Below are 16,352 nucleotides of genomic sequence, written 5' to 3'. Positions count from 1 at the left end.
TATACTATTAAGGTCAATTGTAAGGAGGAATCGTGATGCGCCACTGGATTGTAAGCTTACTCGTCAACAGTATAGTATTAATGGTCGTAGCAGGATATTTTGAAGGTTTTTACCTTCAAGGAATCGGGTCGGCTATACTGGCAAGCGTGCTCCTTGCAATTGTGAATGTTTTTGTGAAGCCAATATTAATTTTACTTACGCTTCCCGTTACGATTGTCACTCTGGGTCTGTTTCTCATTGTCATTAATGCTATTACGCTTATGATAACGGCCTTTTTAATGGGAGAAGCTTTCGTAATTAATGGTTTTATGATGGCCATTCTTGCTGCGCTTATTATAGGTTTGTTGAACTTGTTAATTGATAAAGTGATTATCGAACCTATTCGTAATAAAGCCTAAAAGCACGCCCTCTTGTGAGGGCGTGTTTTTCGTCGCATTCGGAAGTGCTTTTTCTGGTAAGATAATAAGAAAAGGAGGGGTGTGCATGTCATTTCATAACCAGAGCATTTTGCCTGCTGTTAGGAAGATGCGTGATTTTGAAACATTATTGAACAGTAAGTATACATATATCGTGCTTTTAGATACGCACATTGGTCAGTTGAAATCGGTGATAAAGGAAGGGAATCGAGCAGGGAAAAAGATTCTTCTTCATGCTGATTTAGTTCAAGGGTTAAGGAATGATGAACACGGTGCAGAATTTCTCTGTCAGGAAGTAAAGCCTGCTGGATTAATTTCTACAAGATCGAGCGTTCTTTCCGTAGCTAAACGTAGAGGTATTCTTTCTGTACAGCGTTTATTTATGCTTGATTCAATGGCTCTTGATACTAGTTACAGTATGGTTAGGAATACGAAGCCAGACTGTGTCGAGGTATTGCCTGGTATCATTCCACAGGTTTTTGAAGAGCTACATGAACAAATTAAAGTACCCATTTTCGCAGGAGGATTTATTCGTTCAGTAGAGGATGTGGAAGCGGCGTTAAGTGGTGGTGCTGCTGCTGTAACGACCTCGAAGAAAGACTTATGGAAACATTTTCAACCTGATTAAACAACTTGACATCGCTTACATTGTTTTGGTTTAATAGTAGATAAGTTAATAGCTCGTGCCTGAGATGAGGAGAACCACACGCATATCTTATCAATTGATAAGATCGATTGTTGTGGTTTTTTTTAATTTCCCTTTTAGAACGACAGAAAGAGGGAATAGACTCAAAGAAGAGTTTTAGCTAAAATCAAAGGAAGGTGATTAAATTGACCCCATTTATTGGTGAAATATTAGGAACTATGATTTTAATTATTTTTGGTGGTGGCGTTGTTGCAAACGTTAACTTAAAAGATTCTAAAGCTCAGGGAGGTGGATGGATCGTTGTAGCCCTCGGTTGGGGACTTGGTGTTGCGATGGGTGTTTATGCTGTTGGACAAGTTAGTGGGGCTCACCTCAATCCAGCTGTAACATTAGGACTAGCTTCCGTTGGCGATTTTCCATGGAGCGATGTACCGAGCTACATAGCGGCGCAAATGATTGGTGCATTTCTCGGTGGATGTATTGTGTATTTTCATTTTCTACCTCATTTTCGTAGAGAAGATGATAAAGCGCTTAAATTAGCTGTATTTTCTACTGACCCTGCTATACCGCATACGTTCAGCAACTTTTTAAGTGAGTTTATTGGGACGGCTATGCTGTTAATTGGGTTACTAGCGATTGGTTCTAATGAATTTACAGATGGACTGAATCCATTCATCGTTGGTTTTCTCATTGTAGCGATTGGTCTATCACTAGGCGGTACGACTGGTTACGCCATTAACCCTGCTCGTGATCTTGGTCCAAGAATCGCACACTTTTTCTTACCTATTCCAGGTAAAGGTGATTCGAATTGGCAATATGCATGGATTCCAGTTATAGGGCCAGTGTGTGGGGGAATGTATGGAGCCATTCTTTTTAAAGCGGTAACAGAAGCAAGTTATGGTATGATTTTCTGGATAGCTACAGTGATTACAGCCATTTTATTTATTGTGCTGTATCAGCTTAGTGATAAACTTCAAGATTCTGTTCACTCTTCTTCAGAGGCTAAAAATTAATCTTCATAACTATATTTAGGGAGGAATTATTATGTCAGAGAAGTTCATTCTATCATTAGACCAAGGAACTACGAGTTCACGTGCCATTTTGTTTAATAAGAAAGGTGAAATTGTAAACGTTGCTCAAAAAGAATTTAAGCAGTATTTTCCTAAGGCTGGTTGGGTTGAGCACGATGCTCAAGAAATCTGGAGCTCAATTCTTTCGGTAATGGCTCAAGTACTTTCGTCCACTTCTGAGTTGTCTGCGAAAGATATTGAAGCCATCGGGATTACAAATCAACGTGAAACAACAGTAGTTTGGGATAAGAATACTGGTAAGCCAATTTATCATGCAGTTGTATGGCAGTCTCGCCAAACAGCCGGAATCGTCAATGAATTAAAAGAACAGGGTTATGGAGAGATGGTTCGAGATAAAACTGGTCTTCTAATCGATGCTTACTTTTCTGGAACGAAAGTTAAATGGATTCTGGATAATGTTGATGGTGCACGCGAGAAGGCTGAGAATGGGGATCTTCTCTTTGGTACAATCGATTCCTGGTTGATCTGGAAACTATCAGGCGGAAAAGCACACGTGACGGATTATACAAATGCTTCTCGTACGATGATGTATAACATATATGACTTGAAATGGGACGATGAGTTGCTTGAAATGCTGAATGTTCCTAAGTCAATGCTTCCTGAAGTTCGCCCATCTTCTGAAGTATATGCTAATACAGTTGATTACCACTTCTTCGGTCAGAATGTCCCAATTGCTGGGGTGGCCGGAGACCAGCAAGCAGCATTATTTGGCCAGGCATGTTATGAAAAAGGAATGGCTAAGAACACATATGGTACAGGTTGTTTCATGCTTATGAATACAGGTGAAAAAGCGGTTAAGTCAGATAATGGACTTCTCACGACAATCGCATGGGGCGTTGATGGAAAAGTGGAATATGCTCTTGAAGGTAGTATTTTCGTCGCGGGATCAGCGATTCAATGGTTAAGAGACGGATTACGCATGTTTAACGAAGCGCCAGAAAGTGAGCGTTATGCAGAACGCGTTGAGTCGACAGACGGTGTGTATATGGTACCTGCCTTCGTTGGTCTTGGTACACCTTATTGGGATAGCGATGTAAAAGGTGCTGTATTTGGATTAACAAGAGGAACGAGTAAGGAGCACTTTGTTCGTGCAACTCTTGAATCACTTGCTTATCAAACAAGAGATGTTCTTGATGCGATGACAGCTGATTCTGGCATCGACTTGAAAACACTTCGCGTCGATGGAGGCGTAGTAAACAATAGCTTCTTGATGCAATTCCAAAGCGATATCATTGGTGTACCTGTTGAGCGCCCGACTGTTAGTGAGACGACTGCACTTGGTGCAGCTTATCTTGCAGGACTTGCGACAGGATATTGGAAGAATAAAGAAGAGATCAAAAAGCAGTGGATGATTGACCATACATTTGATCCTGAAATGAAAGAAGATCAGAGAGAAGAGCTTTATGGAGGATGGAAGAAAGCTGTAAATGCTACAATGGCTTTTAAATAATCCTTTTTTGTAGGCACAGTCTTCTAACTGTGCTACAATGGAGACAAGTTAATATAGTTCTGGTCGGAGAATAGGAGAAGACCACAGCGCCCAAGCATAGTTTGTTATGCTCTGGTGTGTTGTGGTCTTTTTTTGTCCTTTAAACCAGTTTTCTTAGTAGGAATGTTCAATCTTATGCTTAAGAAGCCCTACATTAGGGGTAAAGTACTGAAGAGGTATTAATTAATCATTTTAAAAATGTAAGTGTTTATATAACAAAAGGGAGTGTGTTCATCTTGGTTAAACCATTTTCAGGATTACAAAGAAGCGTTGTGCTTGATCAAATTGTATCAGAGGAGTTAGATGTACTCGTTGTTGGAGGCGGAATTACAGGGGCAGGTATCTTGCTTGATTCTGCATCTCGTGGAATGAACTCGGCTGTTATCGAAATGCAGGATTTTGCTGCTGGTACGTCAAGTCGTTCAACGAAACTTGTTCACGGTGGATTGCGTTATTTGAAAAATCTCGAAATTGGATTAGTCGCTGAAGTTGGGAAAGAGCGAGCGATCGTTTATGAAAATGCTCCTCACGTTACAACACCTGAATGGATGCTACTACCAATTATTAAAGGCGGTACATTCGGCAAATTTTCTACTGGAGCTGGTCTTGCACTTTATGACAGACTGGCTGGTGTTAAACGGAAAGAAAGAAGAAGCATGCTTTCTAAGAAGGAAGCGCTAGACAAAGAGCCACTTCTTCGTAAAAGTGATGTAAAGGGCGGCGGATATTATGTTGAATATCGCACAGATGACGCTCGTCTCACGCTTGAAATTATGAAAGAAGCCGTTCATCGCGGTGGAAAAGCTGTAAACTATGTGAAAGCAGAACAGCTTTTATATGAAGATGGTAAGATTGTTGGTGTACGAGCTAAAGACGTAGTAACAGGTGAAACACGTGAAATTAGAGCGAAAAAAGTTGTGAATGCAGCTGGCCCATGGGTCGATGAAATTCGTGATCTTGATCAATCGAAAAAAGGTAAGCACATGTTCCTGACTAAAGGGGTTCACTTAGTATTTGATCAATCTAAATTCCCACTTCAACAAGCCGTTTATTTCGACACGCCTTTTAATGACGGGCGAATGATGTTTGCAATCCCACGCGCCGGCAAAACGTATATCGGTACAACGGATACGCATTATACGAAAAATCCTGTACATCCTCAGATGACAGTAGAAGACAGAGATTATATTGTTGATGCAGCGAACTATATGTTCCCAAGCATTAATGTAACAAAAGAAGATGTGGAATCAAGCTGGTCAGGTGTACGTCCGTTGATTCACGAAGAAGGAAAAGACCCATCTGAAATTTCTCGTAAAGATGAGATCTTTCTATCAGATTCCGGTTTGATTACCATTGCTGGTGGTAAATTAACGGGCTATCGCAAAATGGCTGAAAAAGTCGTTAGTCTGATTGCGGATCAATTTAAAGAAGAAAAATATAAGAAATTCCCTGCTTCTACTACAAAGAATATGGTTCTCTCTGGTGGCTATGTAGGAGGAAGCAAAGGCTTTAAAGAATATGCAACAGAACAAGTTCGTAGAGGTACAACACTTGGTCTTAGTGTTAATGAAGCAGAAACCCTCGTGCAGCGATATGGTTCTAACATTGAACGAATTTATCAAATCATTGAAACGGTCGGAACGGAAGCGAATTTCCATAACTTAAGTCTTGAAGTATTCGCTACCCTTATCTATGGTATTGAAGAAGAAATGGTGGCAACTCCACTTGATTACTTCAATCGTAGAACAAGTGCCCTTTACTTTGACATTGATTGGGTTCGTCGCTGGAAAGAGCCAGTTATCGAGTATATGGCTAAGCGACTTAACTGGTCAAATGACATGAAACAAGCACACATTCAAGAGCTAGATAAGCAAATGCATGATGCTGTTGTGCCATTAAAAGTAAAATAAGCTTTTCAAACCGAAGCATTCGCTTCGGTTTTTTTGTATTTTAAGGAGTGTTAATCTTTTGGAGAGTGAGAGTGGGGTCAAGTGAGAGTGGGGTCAGGTACGTACCTGACCCCACTCACAAAAAGGGCTTTAAATCTGTATGTGCTTTGAAATAGGAAATGGTACAATAGGGGAAGTTGAAATGGAACCGTCTTTTTGGTTCTTACATAGGAGGTTTACGAATGGTTAAAGTTCGTATGAAAGATGTCATTGAGAAGTTCAGTCTTGAGCTTGTGAGTGGGGAGGAAGGGATTCATCGTCCGATCACAACGAGTGATATTTCACGACCGGGACTAGAAATGGCTGGTTTTTTCACATATTATCCAGCAGAACGTTTGCAGCTACTCGGAAAGACAGAGATGTCCTTCTTTCATGGTTTAACAGATGAGCAGAAAGTAGAGCGGATGCAGAAGCTCTGTACAGACGAAACACCTGGGATAGTTCTTTCTAGAGATATGGAAGTTCCTGAGGAATTGATCGCGTCATCTAAAGAAAAAGATGTTCCTATTTTACGATCGAATATGACAACGACTCGCTTAAGCAGCCGCTTAACGAATTATCTTGAGAGTCAGCTTGCGCCGAACACTGCAATTCACGGTGTTCTTGTGGATATTTATGGCGTAGGTGTACTCATTACAGGCTCGAGTGGCGTAGGGAAAAGTGAAACAGCTCTTGAGCTTGTGAAGCGTGGTCATCGTCTTGTAGCAGATGATTCCGTGGAAATCCGTCAGGAAGCGGAAAATACGCTAGTCGGTAGCGCTCCTGAATTAATTCAACATTTACTTGAAATAAGAGGCCTCGGCATCATTAACGTCATGACATTGTTTGGTGCAGGTGCGATTCGAAACTACAAAAAGATCTCCCTAGTGATGAATCTAGAACTTTGGGATTCGAAAAAGGTTTATGATCGTCTTGGTCTTGAAGAGGAGTATATGAAAATCATTGATTCGAATGTGCCAAGACTTGTTGTGCCTGTTCGTCCAGGACGAAACCTTGCGATCATTATAGAAGTAGCAGCGATGAATTTCCGTCTGAAAAATATGGGGATGAATGCAGCAAAGCAATTTTCAGAAAGACTGACAAGAGAGATTGAAGATGGAGACGAGCACGACAGCATCTAATCTTAATCAAGATATGGATAAAGGAGAGACAACGACATGCTAGCCTCAATACAGCCTCTTGATCGCGTCGCGCTAGAGCTGGGACCGATCTCGATTTACTGGTACGGCATTATCATTGCTTTTGGAGCTTACCTTGGCTTGCTTCTAGCTATGAGAGAAACAAAGCGCCAGGGCCTGCCAAAAGAAACCTTTGTTGATCTAATTTTATGGGCTGTCCCCATAGCCATTATTTCAGCGCGTATTTACTATGTTATTTTCCAGTGGAGCTACTACAAGGATAATCCTGGTGACATCTTTGCCATTTGGGAAGGTGGTATCGCCATTCACGGTGCATTAATTGGTTCTGTTATTACAGCTATTATTTTCACTAGAAAGCGTGGACTATCTTTCTGGAAAATTGCTGACATCGCTGCTCCGAGTATTGTACTAGGGCAAGCGATCGGACGTTGGGGTAACTTTATGAACCAGGAAGCGCATGGGGGACCTGTCACAAGAGCATTTCTCGAGAATCTGATGCTTCCGGATTTTATTATTAATCAAATGTATATTGACGGGACTTATTATCACCCGACATTTCTTTACGAATCACTTTGGAACATAGCTGGAGTCGTGCTGCTTGTAATTCTTCAAAGAACGGCCGTTAAGCGAGGAGAAGTTTTCCTTGCTTATGTAACATGGTATTCTATTGGTCGCCTTTATATTGAGGGACTCCGTACAGATAGTCTAATGTTAACGGAATCTTTAAGGGTAGCACAGGTGATTTCAGTCGTATTAATTATTGTGTCGATTGCCTTAATCATTTATCGACGCAAAGTAATGAAAGTAAAGCCTTATAACGAAAAAGGATAGGAGGAGTGTCATTGTGGGCATTTTGCGACGGGGCTTAAAAGCAGGGCTCATGACAACGTGGGACCTTGGGAAAATTATTTTTCCAATCACCTTAGTAATGACCCTCCTTCGTTATACACCTGTTCTCGAATGGATCGTTACGTTAATCGCTCCTGTCATGAAATGGATTGGCTTGTCTGGAGACGCAGCTATTCCTCTTGTGATAGGGAATTTCTTGAATCTTTATGCGGGGATCGGAGCCATTCTTACACTCGATTTAACGGTCAAAGAGGTGTTTATTTTGGCTGTTATGCTTTCCTTCTCACACAATTTGCTAATTGAGTCAGGCGTAGCTGCAAGAGTAGGTGTAAAGTTATGGGTTATTCTTGCCGTTAGACTGGGGCTTGCTGTCCTCTCTGCTTTTATAATCAATATTGTCTGGCAAGGAGGAAGCGAAGAGGCAGCGTATGGTTTTGTTTCTCAAACGAATGAAATGGTTACCGGTTGGGGCTCTATTATTCTTCAAGGATTAGAAAAAGCATCGTTAGGTGTTCTTCAGCTCGCTCTGATCGTGATTCCACTTATGATTTTCATACAGGTTATGAAAGATTTATCCTGGCTTTCGACGTTTTCACGCTGGATGGCTCCAGTGACGAAGGGGTTAGGTATGAAAGAAAATACATCGACAACGCTTGCTGCAGGTCTTGTTTTTGGGCTGGCTTATGGAGCAGGAGTAATGATTCAAGCTGTAAAAGAAGATGGCGTGGAGAAGAAAGACCTTTACTTAGCGTTTATTTTTCTTGTGGCGTGTCATGCTGTCATTGAGGATACCCTTATTTTCATTCCTCTTGGAATTCCTGTTATCTGGCTTCTTCTCGTAAGACTTGTAACAGCCATTCTTTTAACGATTATCGTCTCAGTAATATGGAAGCGACGTGAATTGAACGCTTCAGAAAGAAAGGAACCATCGTATGAGCATTAACACAATTTTATTTGATTTAGACGGAACACTAATTAATACGAATGATTTAATTATGGCTTCATTTAGACATACGTTTGAACACTTTTATCCAGGTCGTTATGAGGATGAAGATTTGAAGCAGTTTATTGGAGAGCCACTTTATCTGACATTTGCTAAGCATTATGAAAGTCGAGCGGAAGAAATGGTCGCTTTTTATCGTGAACATAATATCGCAAATCACGATAAGCTTGTAACGGAATTCGATGGTGTTTTTGAAACGGTTAAGACGCTATCTGAAAACGGATATAAGCTTGCGATTGTGACGTCGAAAATGAGAAACACAGTTGAAATGGGGTTAAAGCTAACTGAGCTTGATCAGTTCTTCCCAGTTGTCATCACAGTTGATGAAGTTGAGAATCCTAAACCGCATCCAGAACAGCTTGAAACAGCAATGAAGAAGCTTCGTTCAGTTCGAGAAGAAACGATTATGGTTGGAGATAGCCAATACGATATTCTTGCTGGACAAAATGCAGGTGTTACGACTGTAGGTGTTTCGTGGACGATTAAAGGGAGCGACTTCCTGGCGTCGTTTAAGCCAGATTACCTTGTTGACCATATGGAAGAACTTCTTGCGATTGCTGGAGTCGAAAAGTGAGAAACACGGAGCGGTACCCCGTTACTGGTAGCAACGCTCTCTGGCAAATTTATAAAACAGTTCCCTTTTGGAAGGTAGTTAAGAATTTTATTATTATTCAGCTTGCTCGGTACACCCCTTTTATTCCGATTAAAAATTGGTTATATAAGACATTTCTTGGAGTGAAAATCGGCGACCAAACCGCATTTGCCCTAATGGTGATGCTCGACATAATGTTTCCGGAGAAAATTTCAGTCGGTAAGAATTCGATTGTTGGTTACAATACGACCATTCTTGCTCATGAATATTTAATTGATGAGTATCGACTTGGAGATGTTGTGATTGGCGATCGCGTAATGATCGGAGCGAATAGTACTTTGCTTCCTGGCATTACGATTGGTGACGGAGCGATTGTTTCAGCTGGAACGCTTGTTCATAAAAGTGTGCCAGCAGGGGCTTTTGTTGGTGGGAATCCGATGCAGGTGATTTATACGAAAGAAGAACGAGCAAAGCATGATATATAAAAATCCCGTAGCAATATGCTACGGGATTTTTATTAGTTATTCGTCACCTTGATCAGTTAAAATTACTGGACCGTCTTTTGTAATCGCAAGCGTATGCTCATACTGAGCTGATGTAGAACCATCTACTGTGCGAGCTGTCCAGCCGTCTTCGTCAATTGTGCTATATGGTTTACCGATGTTGAGCATCGGTTCAATTGTAATTACCATACCTTCTTTCAATCGTGCTCCTGTACCAGGTTGACCAAAGTGTGGAATCATTGGTTCTTCGTGAAGCGTTGGTCCAATGCCGTGTCCTGTGAAGTCACGGACAACGCCAAAGCCTTCTGCTTCTGCGTATTTTTGAATTGCATGGCCAATATCGCCAATACGATTGCCAATGACTGCCTGCTCGATGCCAAGGTAGAGGGACTTTTTCGTAGCTTCAAGCAAATGCTGTTTTTCCTCTGCAATTTCTCCAACTGCATACGTCCATGCAGAATCAGCGAGTGCGCCATTCAAATTGACAACCATATCAATTGTAACGATGTCGCCTTCTTTTAATTTTTTTGAACCTGGGAATCCGTGGCAAATGACATCATTAACTGAAGCACACGTTGCGTAAGGATAGTCCTGGTATCCCTTTTGCTCAGGTGTCGCGCCGCGTTCTTCTAGAAAGAGTTCAACGAAGTCATCGATTTGTTTAGTTGTTACACCAGGCTTGATAATGCTTCGTAATTCTTTGTGACAATCGGCAAGTACTTCGCCTGCTTCTTTCATTAATTGAATCTCTCGATTTGTTTTACGGTGAATCATATTTTCGCCTACTTTCTGCGTATTCATTTGTTCTATTAGGTGTTTCTTCCACCTGTTATTGGCTATTATCGTTTATTTTCTAACACGTTATGCGGAAGAACTTCCCTCAGTTACTGTAACAAAAAAACCCGCAAATTGCAGGTTTATTGTTTAGCTTATATTAATGAACCAAAAATAAAGATATTAACAATATAAGCCAACATAGCTATTGATTAAAGTAAATAAAATCCTATCCCCATGATTAAGTAAGCAGCAAGTAATGTTGCTCCTTCAAACCAATTTGTTTCTCCATCATTACTAATCACAATCATAAGTAAGACAGCTGTTACCATAGTGACAAGCTCTGGTAATGTAAAGACGAGTGGCATTTGTACTGGGAAGAAAAGAGAGATTAGGACGAGTAGCGGTGCAACAAACATCGCAACTTGAAGCGTTGATCCTACTGCAATTTCCACAGCAACATCCATTTTGTTTTTGTAGGCCATAATAATAGCTGAAGCATGTTCAGCGGCATTTCCTACAATCGCTACAATAATCACCCCGATGAATAACTCGCTCCATCCAAACGTTTCTCCAACTGTTTCAAACGTATGAACAAGGCTTTCTGACACGTATGCAACGGCGGCTGTGGAGAGTGCTAGAACGAGCATTGCTTTTTTTCTGCTCCATTCAGGCTCTTCATGTGCATGATCGCCACCTTCTTGGTCTGAGACGTGCTGATATACGCCGCGGTGAGTGACGAGCTTGAAGAAGAGAGCGGCAAGGTAAAGAATGATGAGGATAATGGAAATGCCTGTACTCAATGAAATGGCTTCAGCGTCACTCATGCCCATTGAAAAAACTTCAGGAATAACAAACGCTACGATGACACCAAACATAAGTAATCCTGAGTTGTGCCTTGCATCATATACATTGAATTTTTGCCTTTTGAATTTTAAGCCCCCAACGAAAAAGGATAATCCAGCAACAAGGAGTAGATTCCCCAGTACTGATCCTGTTAGCGAAGCGAGCACAATTTCAATTAAACCTTCTCTTAATGCAAAGATAGAAATGATCAGTTCAACAGCATTGCCAAATGTGGCGTTTAACAATCCGCCAATTCTAGGGCCAGAGATAACAGCAAGGCTTTCCGTCGCTCTTCCCATAAAAGCAGCAAGAGAAATGATTGTTAAGCAATAGACAATAAACATTAGTGTTTGCGACCAGTGAAGAAGACTTCCGGCAACGGACAATGGTACTCCAATAATAACTAGGAAGAAGAAGATTTTATTGACCACATGACACATCCTCTCTTTTCATCATCTACTCTTTTCCTCATTATAGATTTCCTTAATTGGAAAAGAAAGTTTCTTTCAAAGCTATTACCCTAATTTATCAATAAGTGATCCTGATGAAGACGGGATGAGTCATAAATCGACATCATTCCTTAAGATTACCTAAAAAATAAAGGGGATTCATATTGAAGTACAGAAAAGAAGTAAAGGGAATAATGCCCCTTATCGGTTGACGAAAAAAATAAAGGCGTGTAAACTACAAATAACTTCATCTTGTTAGTATGTTAGCGAACTAAAGGAAATGTGAGGTGCACAAAATGACAAGACCATTCGTATTTGAGAAGCCGCTCGGTATGCGCGATACGCTACCGGTACTATATGACTTGAAAACAAGTATTCGTGAAAAAATTCAGCGTGTAACAGAGGGATGGGGCTATCGTTTTATGAACACCCCTACGCTAGAGTACTATGAAACGGTCGGAGAAGCTTCTGCTATCCTTGATCAGCAGCTTTTCAAACTACTTGACCAGCGTGGCAATACGCTTGTCTTAAGACCTGATATGACCGCCCCAATTGCTCGTGTCGCTGCGTCTAGTCTAAAGAATGAGCCTTTTCCACTGCGCCTTGCTTATGATTCTAATGTGTTTCGAGCGCAGGAAGACGAAGGTGGAAAACCGGCAGAATTTGAACAAATAGGTGTTGAGTTAATCGGTGATCGCACGACGAGCGCCGATGCAGAAGTGATCGCATTAATGGCAGCCGTTTTAAAAGAAGCCGGTCTTGAAGATTTCCAAATCGCGATTGGCCATGTTGGATTTATTCAGGAGCTGTTTCTTTCGATCGTTGGTAACGAAGACAGAGCTGCCGTTCTACGCCGCTATTTATATGAAAAAAACTATGTAGGGTATCGCCAGCATGTAAGAGAAATGCCGCTCTCTACAATTGATCAAAAAAGACTTATGGCTCTTTTAACGCTCAGAGGAGATGGTTCAAAACTAGAAGAAGCCATTGACTTGCTACCGACTGACGCTGGTGAAAGAGTTCTTGATGAGCTTCGTACACTTCTACATACGCTTGAAGCATATGGGGTAGCTAAGCAGGTGAAATTTGATTTCACTCTTGTAAGTCATATGAGTTATTACACGGGAGTGGTGTTTGAGGGATATGCCAATAACCTTGGTGTACCGTTAAGCAATGGAGGACGCTACGATGAACTGCTGTCGCGTTTTGATCGTCCGGCACAGGCAACAGGGTTCGGTATTCGTTTAGATCATCTTGCTGAAGCACTTGGTGTAACGAGTGAGGAAAAGCTCCCATATGCGATTATTTTTAGTCCTGAACGAAGAGAAGAAGCGATTCAACAGGCGTCAGAACGAAGGGCTACTGGTGAAAAAGTTGTGGTGCAGGAGTTAAGTGGTGTCACAAACCTTGATGCTTACTCGGAACGTTTTGATGACGTCACGTATTTAATCGGTAAGAACGGAAAGGGGATGTTGTAATGCTGACGATGGCAATGCCAAAAGGGCGTATTTTTGAAGAGGCGGTAGAATTGCTTCGAAACGCGGGTTATCAACTTCCCCCTGAGTTTGATGATTCAAGAAAATTAATTCTCGATATAGAAGAAGAAAATCTTCGTTTCATTCTAGCAAAACCAATGGATGTTCCGACATACGTGGAGCACGGTGTAGCGGATGTTGGAATTGCTGGGAAAGATGTCATGCTAGAAGAAGAGCGCAATGTATACGAAGTACTAGATTTAAAAATTAGTGGCTGCTATTTAGCTGTTGCAGGTCTTTCTGATGGACCAATTAAAGGCGTTGCACCAAAGATTGCTACAAAGTATCCGAACGTAGCTTCTAACTATTTTCGTCAGCAGGGTGAACAGGTTGAGATTATTAAGTTAAACGGATCGATTGAGCTTGCTCCGCTAATCGGCCTTGCTGATCGTATCGTCGATATTGTTTCAACAGGAAGAACGTTAACGGAAAACGGTTTAATGGAAACGGCGTTTATTGAGCCAATCACATCTCGCTTTATTGTGAATCCAGTTAGCTATCGAACGAAGGATGCAATCATTGACGATATGGTCGAGCGTCTTTCAGCGGTTGTGGAAGGAGAGAGCGCAGATGAAAATCGTTAATAGGAGCGAAGGGGTATCTATCAAACGATCGATTGAGCAGGGAACAGAAGAGCAGCGTCAGGCTGTTCTTTCTATTCTTTCGCAAGTTAAAGCAACTGGCGATGAAGCCGTTAAGGAAAATACAAAGAAGTTTGATGGAGCAGATTTGAAAGAACTTCGCGTGTCAAATGAAGAAATCGAACGGGCATATCTCGATTTATCTGATGAACTCATTACGACGATTAGAAAGGCGGCTGGCAATATTCAATCATTTCACGAACGCCAGCGTCGTCAATCATGGTTTACAACTTCTGAAGACGGTACAATGCTTGGACAAAAAGTAACACCGCTTGATTCTGTCGGTGTTTATGTTCCGGGTGGCAAAGCTGCATATCCTTCTTCCGTATTAATGAATGTTATTCCTGCTGTCGCTGCAGGTGTGAAGCGAATTGCGATGGTAACGCCACCTGACTCAGACGGAAATGTTCCTTCAGGTGTACTTGTTGCAGCGAATGAAGTGGGTGTATCGGAAATCTTTAAAGTAGGTGGAGCGCAGGCTGTTGGCGCGCTTGCTTACGGGACGGAATCGATCGCACCCGTAGATAAAATCGTCGGTCCAGGAAATATTTTTGTGGCCCTTGCGAAACGAGAAGTATTTGGGATTGTTGATATTGATATGATCGCTGGTCCAAGTGAAATCGTTGTTCTAGCCGATGAAAAGGCTAATCCAGCTTATGTGGCAGCAGACTTATTATCGCAGGCCGAACACGATGAGCGAGCTAGCGCTGTTCTAGTGACAACTTCAGAGACACTAGCTGAACGTGTTCAAGAAGAGGTGAAGCAACAGCTTGTCGAGCTTCCACGAGCTGAAATTGCATCTAAGTCAATTGATGATTACGGAATGATTTATGTCGTGAATCTTCTTGCCGAAGCGGTCGATGCCGTCAATGAACTCGCTCCTGAGCACCTTGAAATTATGGTAGAGGAACCAATGACGCTTCTTGGGAAAATTCGTCACGCAGGAGCTATTTTCCTTGGTCCATATAGCTCAGAGCCTGTTGGTGATTATTTTGCCGGCCCGAACCACGTACTACCTACGAACGGAACAGCTCGTTTTTCAAGTCCGCTATCAGTAGACGATTTCATTAAAAAATCAAGCGTTATTTCTTATAGTAAAGAAGCAATGAGAACAAACGGTAGCAGCATCGCAGCGCTCGCAAAGCTTGAAGGTCTGGATGCACACGCAAGAGCCGTTGAACTTCGATTGGAGGATTTATAATGGGTGAAGAGAGAAAAAGTTCGATTTCAAGAGAAACATCTGAAACATCGATTAACCTTTCGTTTGGGGTAGATGGAAGCGGGAAAACAGATTTACAAACCGGCGTTCCTTTTCTTACTCATATGCTGGATCTGTTCACGAAGCACGGAAAGTTTGATTTAGCCATTGCTGCGAACGGAGATACCGAAGTAGATGATCACCACACAACGGAAGACATTGGTATTTGTCTAGGGGAAGCGTTGAAACAAGCACTTGGTACGAAAGAAGGCATTAAGCGGTATGGAAATGCGTTTGTGCCGATGGATGACGCGCTTGCGCAGGTAGTAGTTGATCTAAGCAACCGTCCTCATCTTGAATACCGTGTTGAATTGCCATCGAATCGCGTAGGGACATTTGATACCGAATTGGTTCATGAGTTTTTATGGAAGCTTGCTATTGAAGCAAGAATGAACTTACACGTAATTGTTCACTATGGCCACAATACGCACCACATCATTGAAGCCATTTTTAAAGCGCTAGGACGTGCGTTAGACGAAGCAACACTTATTGATCCTCGTGTAAAAGGCGTGCCATCAACGAAAGGAATGCTGTAAATGATCGGAATTATTGATTATGGAATGGGGAATTTATACAGCGTTAGTAAGGCACTAGAACGTCTCGGTTATGATTATTTCGTTTCCGAAGATGAACAGGAGCTTTCAAAAGCAACGGGGCTCCTTCTTCCTGGAGTCGGCTCCTTTCGAGACGCAATGGCGATTTTGACTGAAACAGGATTAAAGGCTTTTATTGAAAAAGAAGTGGAGGCAGGAAAGCCACTTCTTGGGATTTGTCTTGGCATGCAGCTTCTATTTGAAGAAAGCGATGAGAATGGGTATGCGGAAGGCTTTTCTTTTTTGCCAGGAAAAGTAAAGAAGTTCCCCGGACAAGATTCTTTAGGTAACGCTTATAAAGTTCCACATATGGGGTGGAACAAGCTAGTGATCGAGCAGCCAGAATCGTTTTTAATGAATGATGTCGGTGAGGAACACGTGTATTTTGTTCACTCCTATTATGTTGATACGAACGATCGGGATGTTCTTATTGCCACGGCAGATTACGCTGAGGAAGTTCCAGCAGTTGTTGGTAAGGGGAAGGTGTTTGGCACCCAGTTTCACCCGGAGAAAAGTAGCCATGCTGGCCTTGAGATCTTAAAGAATTATGCTCAATACATAGAAGGGAATGACGCATAA

The 16,352-nt window shown here is 41.8% G+C and carries 17 protein-coding genes; 15 read left to right on the top strand and 2 right to left on the bottom strand.

What is annotated here, in order from left to right:
• Positions 1 to 35 precede the first annotated feature (35 nt).
• The 10 genes from AC0VYJ_RS18585 to AC0VYJ_RS18540 all read left to right on the top strand — a co-directional run bounded on the left by AC0VYJ_RS18585 (position 36) and on the right by AC0VYJ_RS18540 (position 9,659).
• On the top strand, positions 36 to 398 hold the full coding sequence (locus AC0VYJ_RS18585) for a phage holin family protein (protein ID WP_430244936.1): 363 nt from the start codon (positions 36 to 38) through the stop codon (positions 396 to 398).
• An 85-nt stretch (positions 399 to 483) separates the two neighbouring features.
• Entirely contained in the window at positions 484 to 1,044 is a 561-nt protein-coding gene (locus tag AC0VYJ_RS18580; protein ID WP_430244934.1) for a glycerol-3-phosphate responsive antiterminator, read from the top strand.
• A gap of 203 nt (positions 1,045 to 1,247) precedes the next feature.
• Positions 1,248 to 2,075: an MIP/aquaporin family protein gene (locus tag AC0VYJ_RS18575; RefSeq protein WP_475367520.1), complete on the top strand. Its 828-nt coding sequence runs from the start codon at positions 1,248 to 1,250 to the stop codon at positions 2,073 to 2,075.
• Positions 2,076 to 2,106: 31 nt separating this feature from the next.
• Positions 2,107 to 3,603 carry a glycerol kinase GlpK gene (gene glpK / locus AC0VYJ_RS18570; protein WP_430244932.1) on the top strand — a complete coding sequence of 499 codons (1,497 nt, stop codon included), beginning with the start codon at positions 2,107 to 2,109 and terminating at the stop codon, positions 3,601 to 3,603.
• 272 nt (positions 3,604 to 3,875) lie between these two features.
• Complete coding sequence (locus AC0VYJ_RS18565) at positions 3,876 to 5,552, top strand: glycerol-3-phosphate dehydrogenase/oxidase (protein ID WP_430244960.1); 1,677 nt, start codon at positions 3,876 to 3,878, stop codon at positions 5,550 to 5,552.
• Positions 5,553 to 5,773: 221 nt separating this feature from the next.
• Positions 5,774 to 6,712, top strand: a complete 939-nt coding sequence (hprK, locus tag AC0VYJ_RS18560; RefSeq protein ID WP_194218766.1) for an HPr(Ser) kinase/phosphatase — start codon at positions 5,774 to 5,776, stop codon at positions 6,710 to 6,712.
• A gap of 36 nt (positions 6,713 to 6,748) precedes the next feature.
• Positions 6,749 to 7,561 carry a prolipoprotein diacylglyceryl transferase gene (gene lgt / locus AC0VYJ_RS18555; protein ID WP_475365853.1) on the top strand — a complete coding sequence of 271 codons (813 nt, stop codon included), beginning with the start codon at positions 6,749 to 6,751 and terminating at the stop codon, positions 7,559 to 7,561.
• A 10-nt stretch (positions 7,562 to 7,571) separates the two neighbouring features.
• Positions 7,572 to 8,522: a nucleoside recognition domain-containing protein gene (locus AC0VYJ_RS18550; protein WP_475367519.1), complete on the top strand. Its 951-nt coding sequence runs from the start codon at positions 7,572 to 7,574 to the stop codon at positions 8,520 to 8,522.
• Positions 8,512 to 9,156 (top strand): pyrophosphatase PpaX, encoded by a 645-nt coding sequence (gene ppaX, locus AC0VYJ_RS18545; RefSeq protein WP_475365852.1) that lies wholly within the window; start codon positions 8,512 to 8,514, stop codon positions 9,154 to 9,156. Before AC0VYJ_RS18550 ends, ppaX begins: the two co-directional genes overlap by 11 nt.
• Positions 9,153 to 9,659 (top strand): acyltransferase, encoded by a 507-nt coding sequence (locus AC0VYJ_RS18540; protein ID WP_475365851.1) that lies wholly within the window; start codon positions 9,153 to 9,155, stop codon positions 9,657 to 9,659. Before ppaX ends, AC0VYJ_RS18540 begins: the two co-directional genes overlap by 4 nt.
• Positions 9,660 to 9,695: 36 nt before the next feature.
• Here the strand turns inward: AC0VYJ_RS18540 and map are convergent, their stop codons facing one another.
• Both map and cax read right to left on the bottom strand, forming a co-directional pair.
• Positions 9,696 to 10,451 (bottom strand): type I methionyl aminopeptidase, encoded by a 756-nt coding sequence (map, locus tag AC0VYJ_RS18535; RefSeq protein WP_475365850.1) that lies wholly within the window; start codon positions 10,449 to 10,451, stop codon positions 9,696 to 9,698.
• 212 nt (positions 10,452 to 10,663) lie between these two features.
• Complete coding sequence (gene cax / locus AC0VYJ_RS18530) at positions 10,664 to 11,737, bottom strand: calcium/proton exchanger (protein ID WP_475365849.1); 1,074 nt, start codon at positions 11,735 to 11,737, stop codon at positions 10,664 to 10,666.
• A 305-nt stretch (positions 11,738 to 12,042) separates the two neighbouring features.
• Here cax and AC0VYJ_RS18525 point away from each other — a divergent pair, with 305 nt between their 5' ends.
• From AC0VYJ_RS18525 to hisH, 5 genes are read left to right on the top strand one after another with little or no spacing between them, the layout of a single operon-like run.
• Complete coding sequence (locus tag AC0VYJ_RS18525; protein WP_475365848.1) at positions 12,043 to 13,224, top strand: ATP phosphoribosyltransferase regulatory subunit; 1,182 nt, start codon at positions 12,043 to 12,045, stop codon at positions 13,222 to 13,224.
• On the top strand, positions 13,224 to 13,865 hold the full coding sequence (gene hisG / locus AC0VYJ_RS18520; RefSeq protein ID WP_427391271.1) for an ATP phosphoribosyltransferase: 642 nt from the start codon (positions 13,224 to 13,226) through the stop codon (positions 13,863 to 13,865). The genes AC0VYJ_RS18525 and hisG overlap by 1 nt, the downstream gene beginning before the upstream one ends.
• Complete coding sequence (gene hisD, locus AC0VYJ_RS18515) at positions 13,852 to 15,123, top strand: histidinol dehydrogenase (protein ID WP_475365847.1); 1,272 nt, start codon at positions 13,852 to 13,854, stop codon at positions 15,121 to 15,123. Before hisG ends, hisD begins: the two co-directional genes overlap by 14 nt.
• Positions 15,123 to 15,716 carry an imidazoleglycerol-phosphate dehydratase HisB gene (gene hisB, locus AC0VYJ_RS18510; protein ID WP_408962561.1) on the top strand — a complete coding sequence of 198 codons (594 nt, stop codon included), beginning with the start codon at positions 15,123 to 15,125 and terminating at the stop codon, positions 15,714 to 15,716. Before hisD ends, hisB begins: the two co-directional genes overlap by 1 nt.
• Positions 15,717 to 16,352 carry an imidazole glycerol phosphate synthase subunit HisH gene (hisH, locus tag AC0VYJ_RS18505; protein ID WP_404683306.1) on the top strand — a complete coding sequence of 212 codons (636 nt, stop codon included), beginning with the start codon at positions 15,717 to 15,719 and terminating at the stop codon, positions 16,350 to 16,352.

This window comes from Anaerobacillus sp. 63XJN7_5_ISO-PGPR-S23-430, assembly GCF_056173695.1.
Note: the sequence above shows the minus strand (reverse complement) of the source record. Positions and strands in the feature narration are given on the sequence as shown.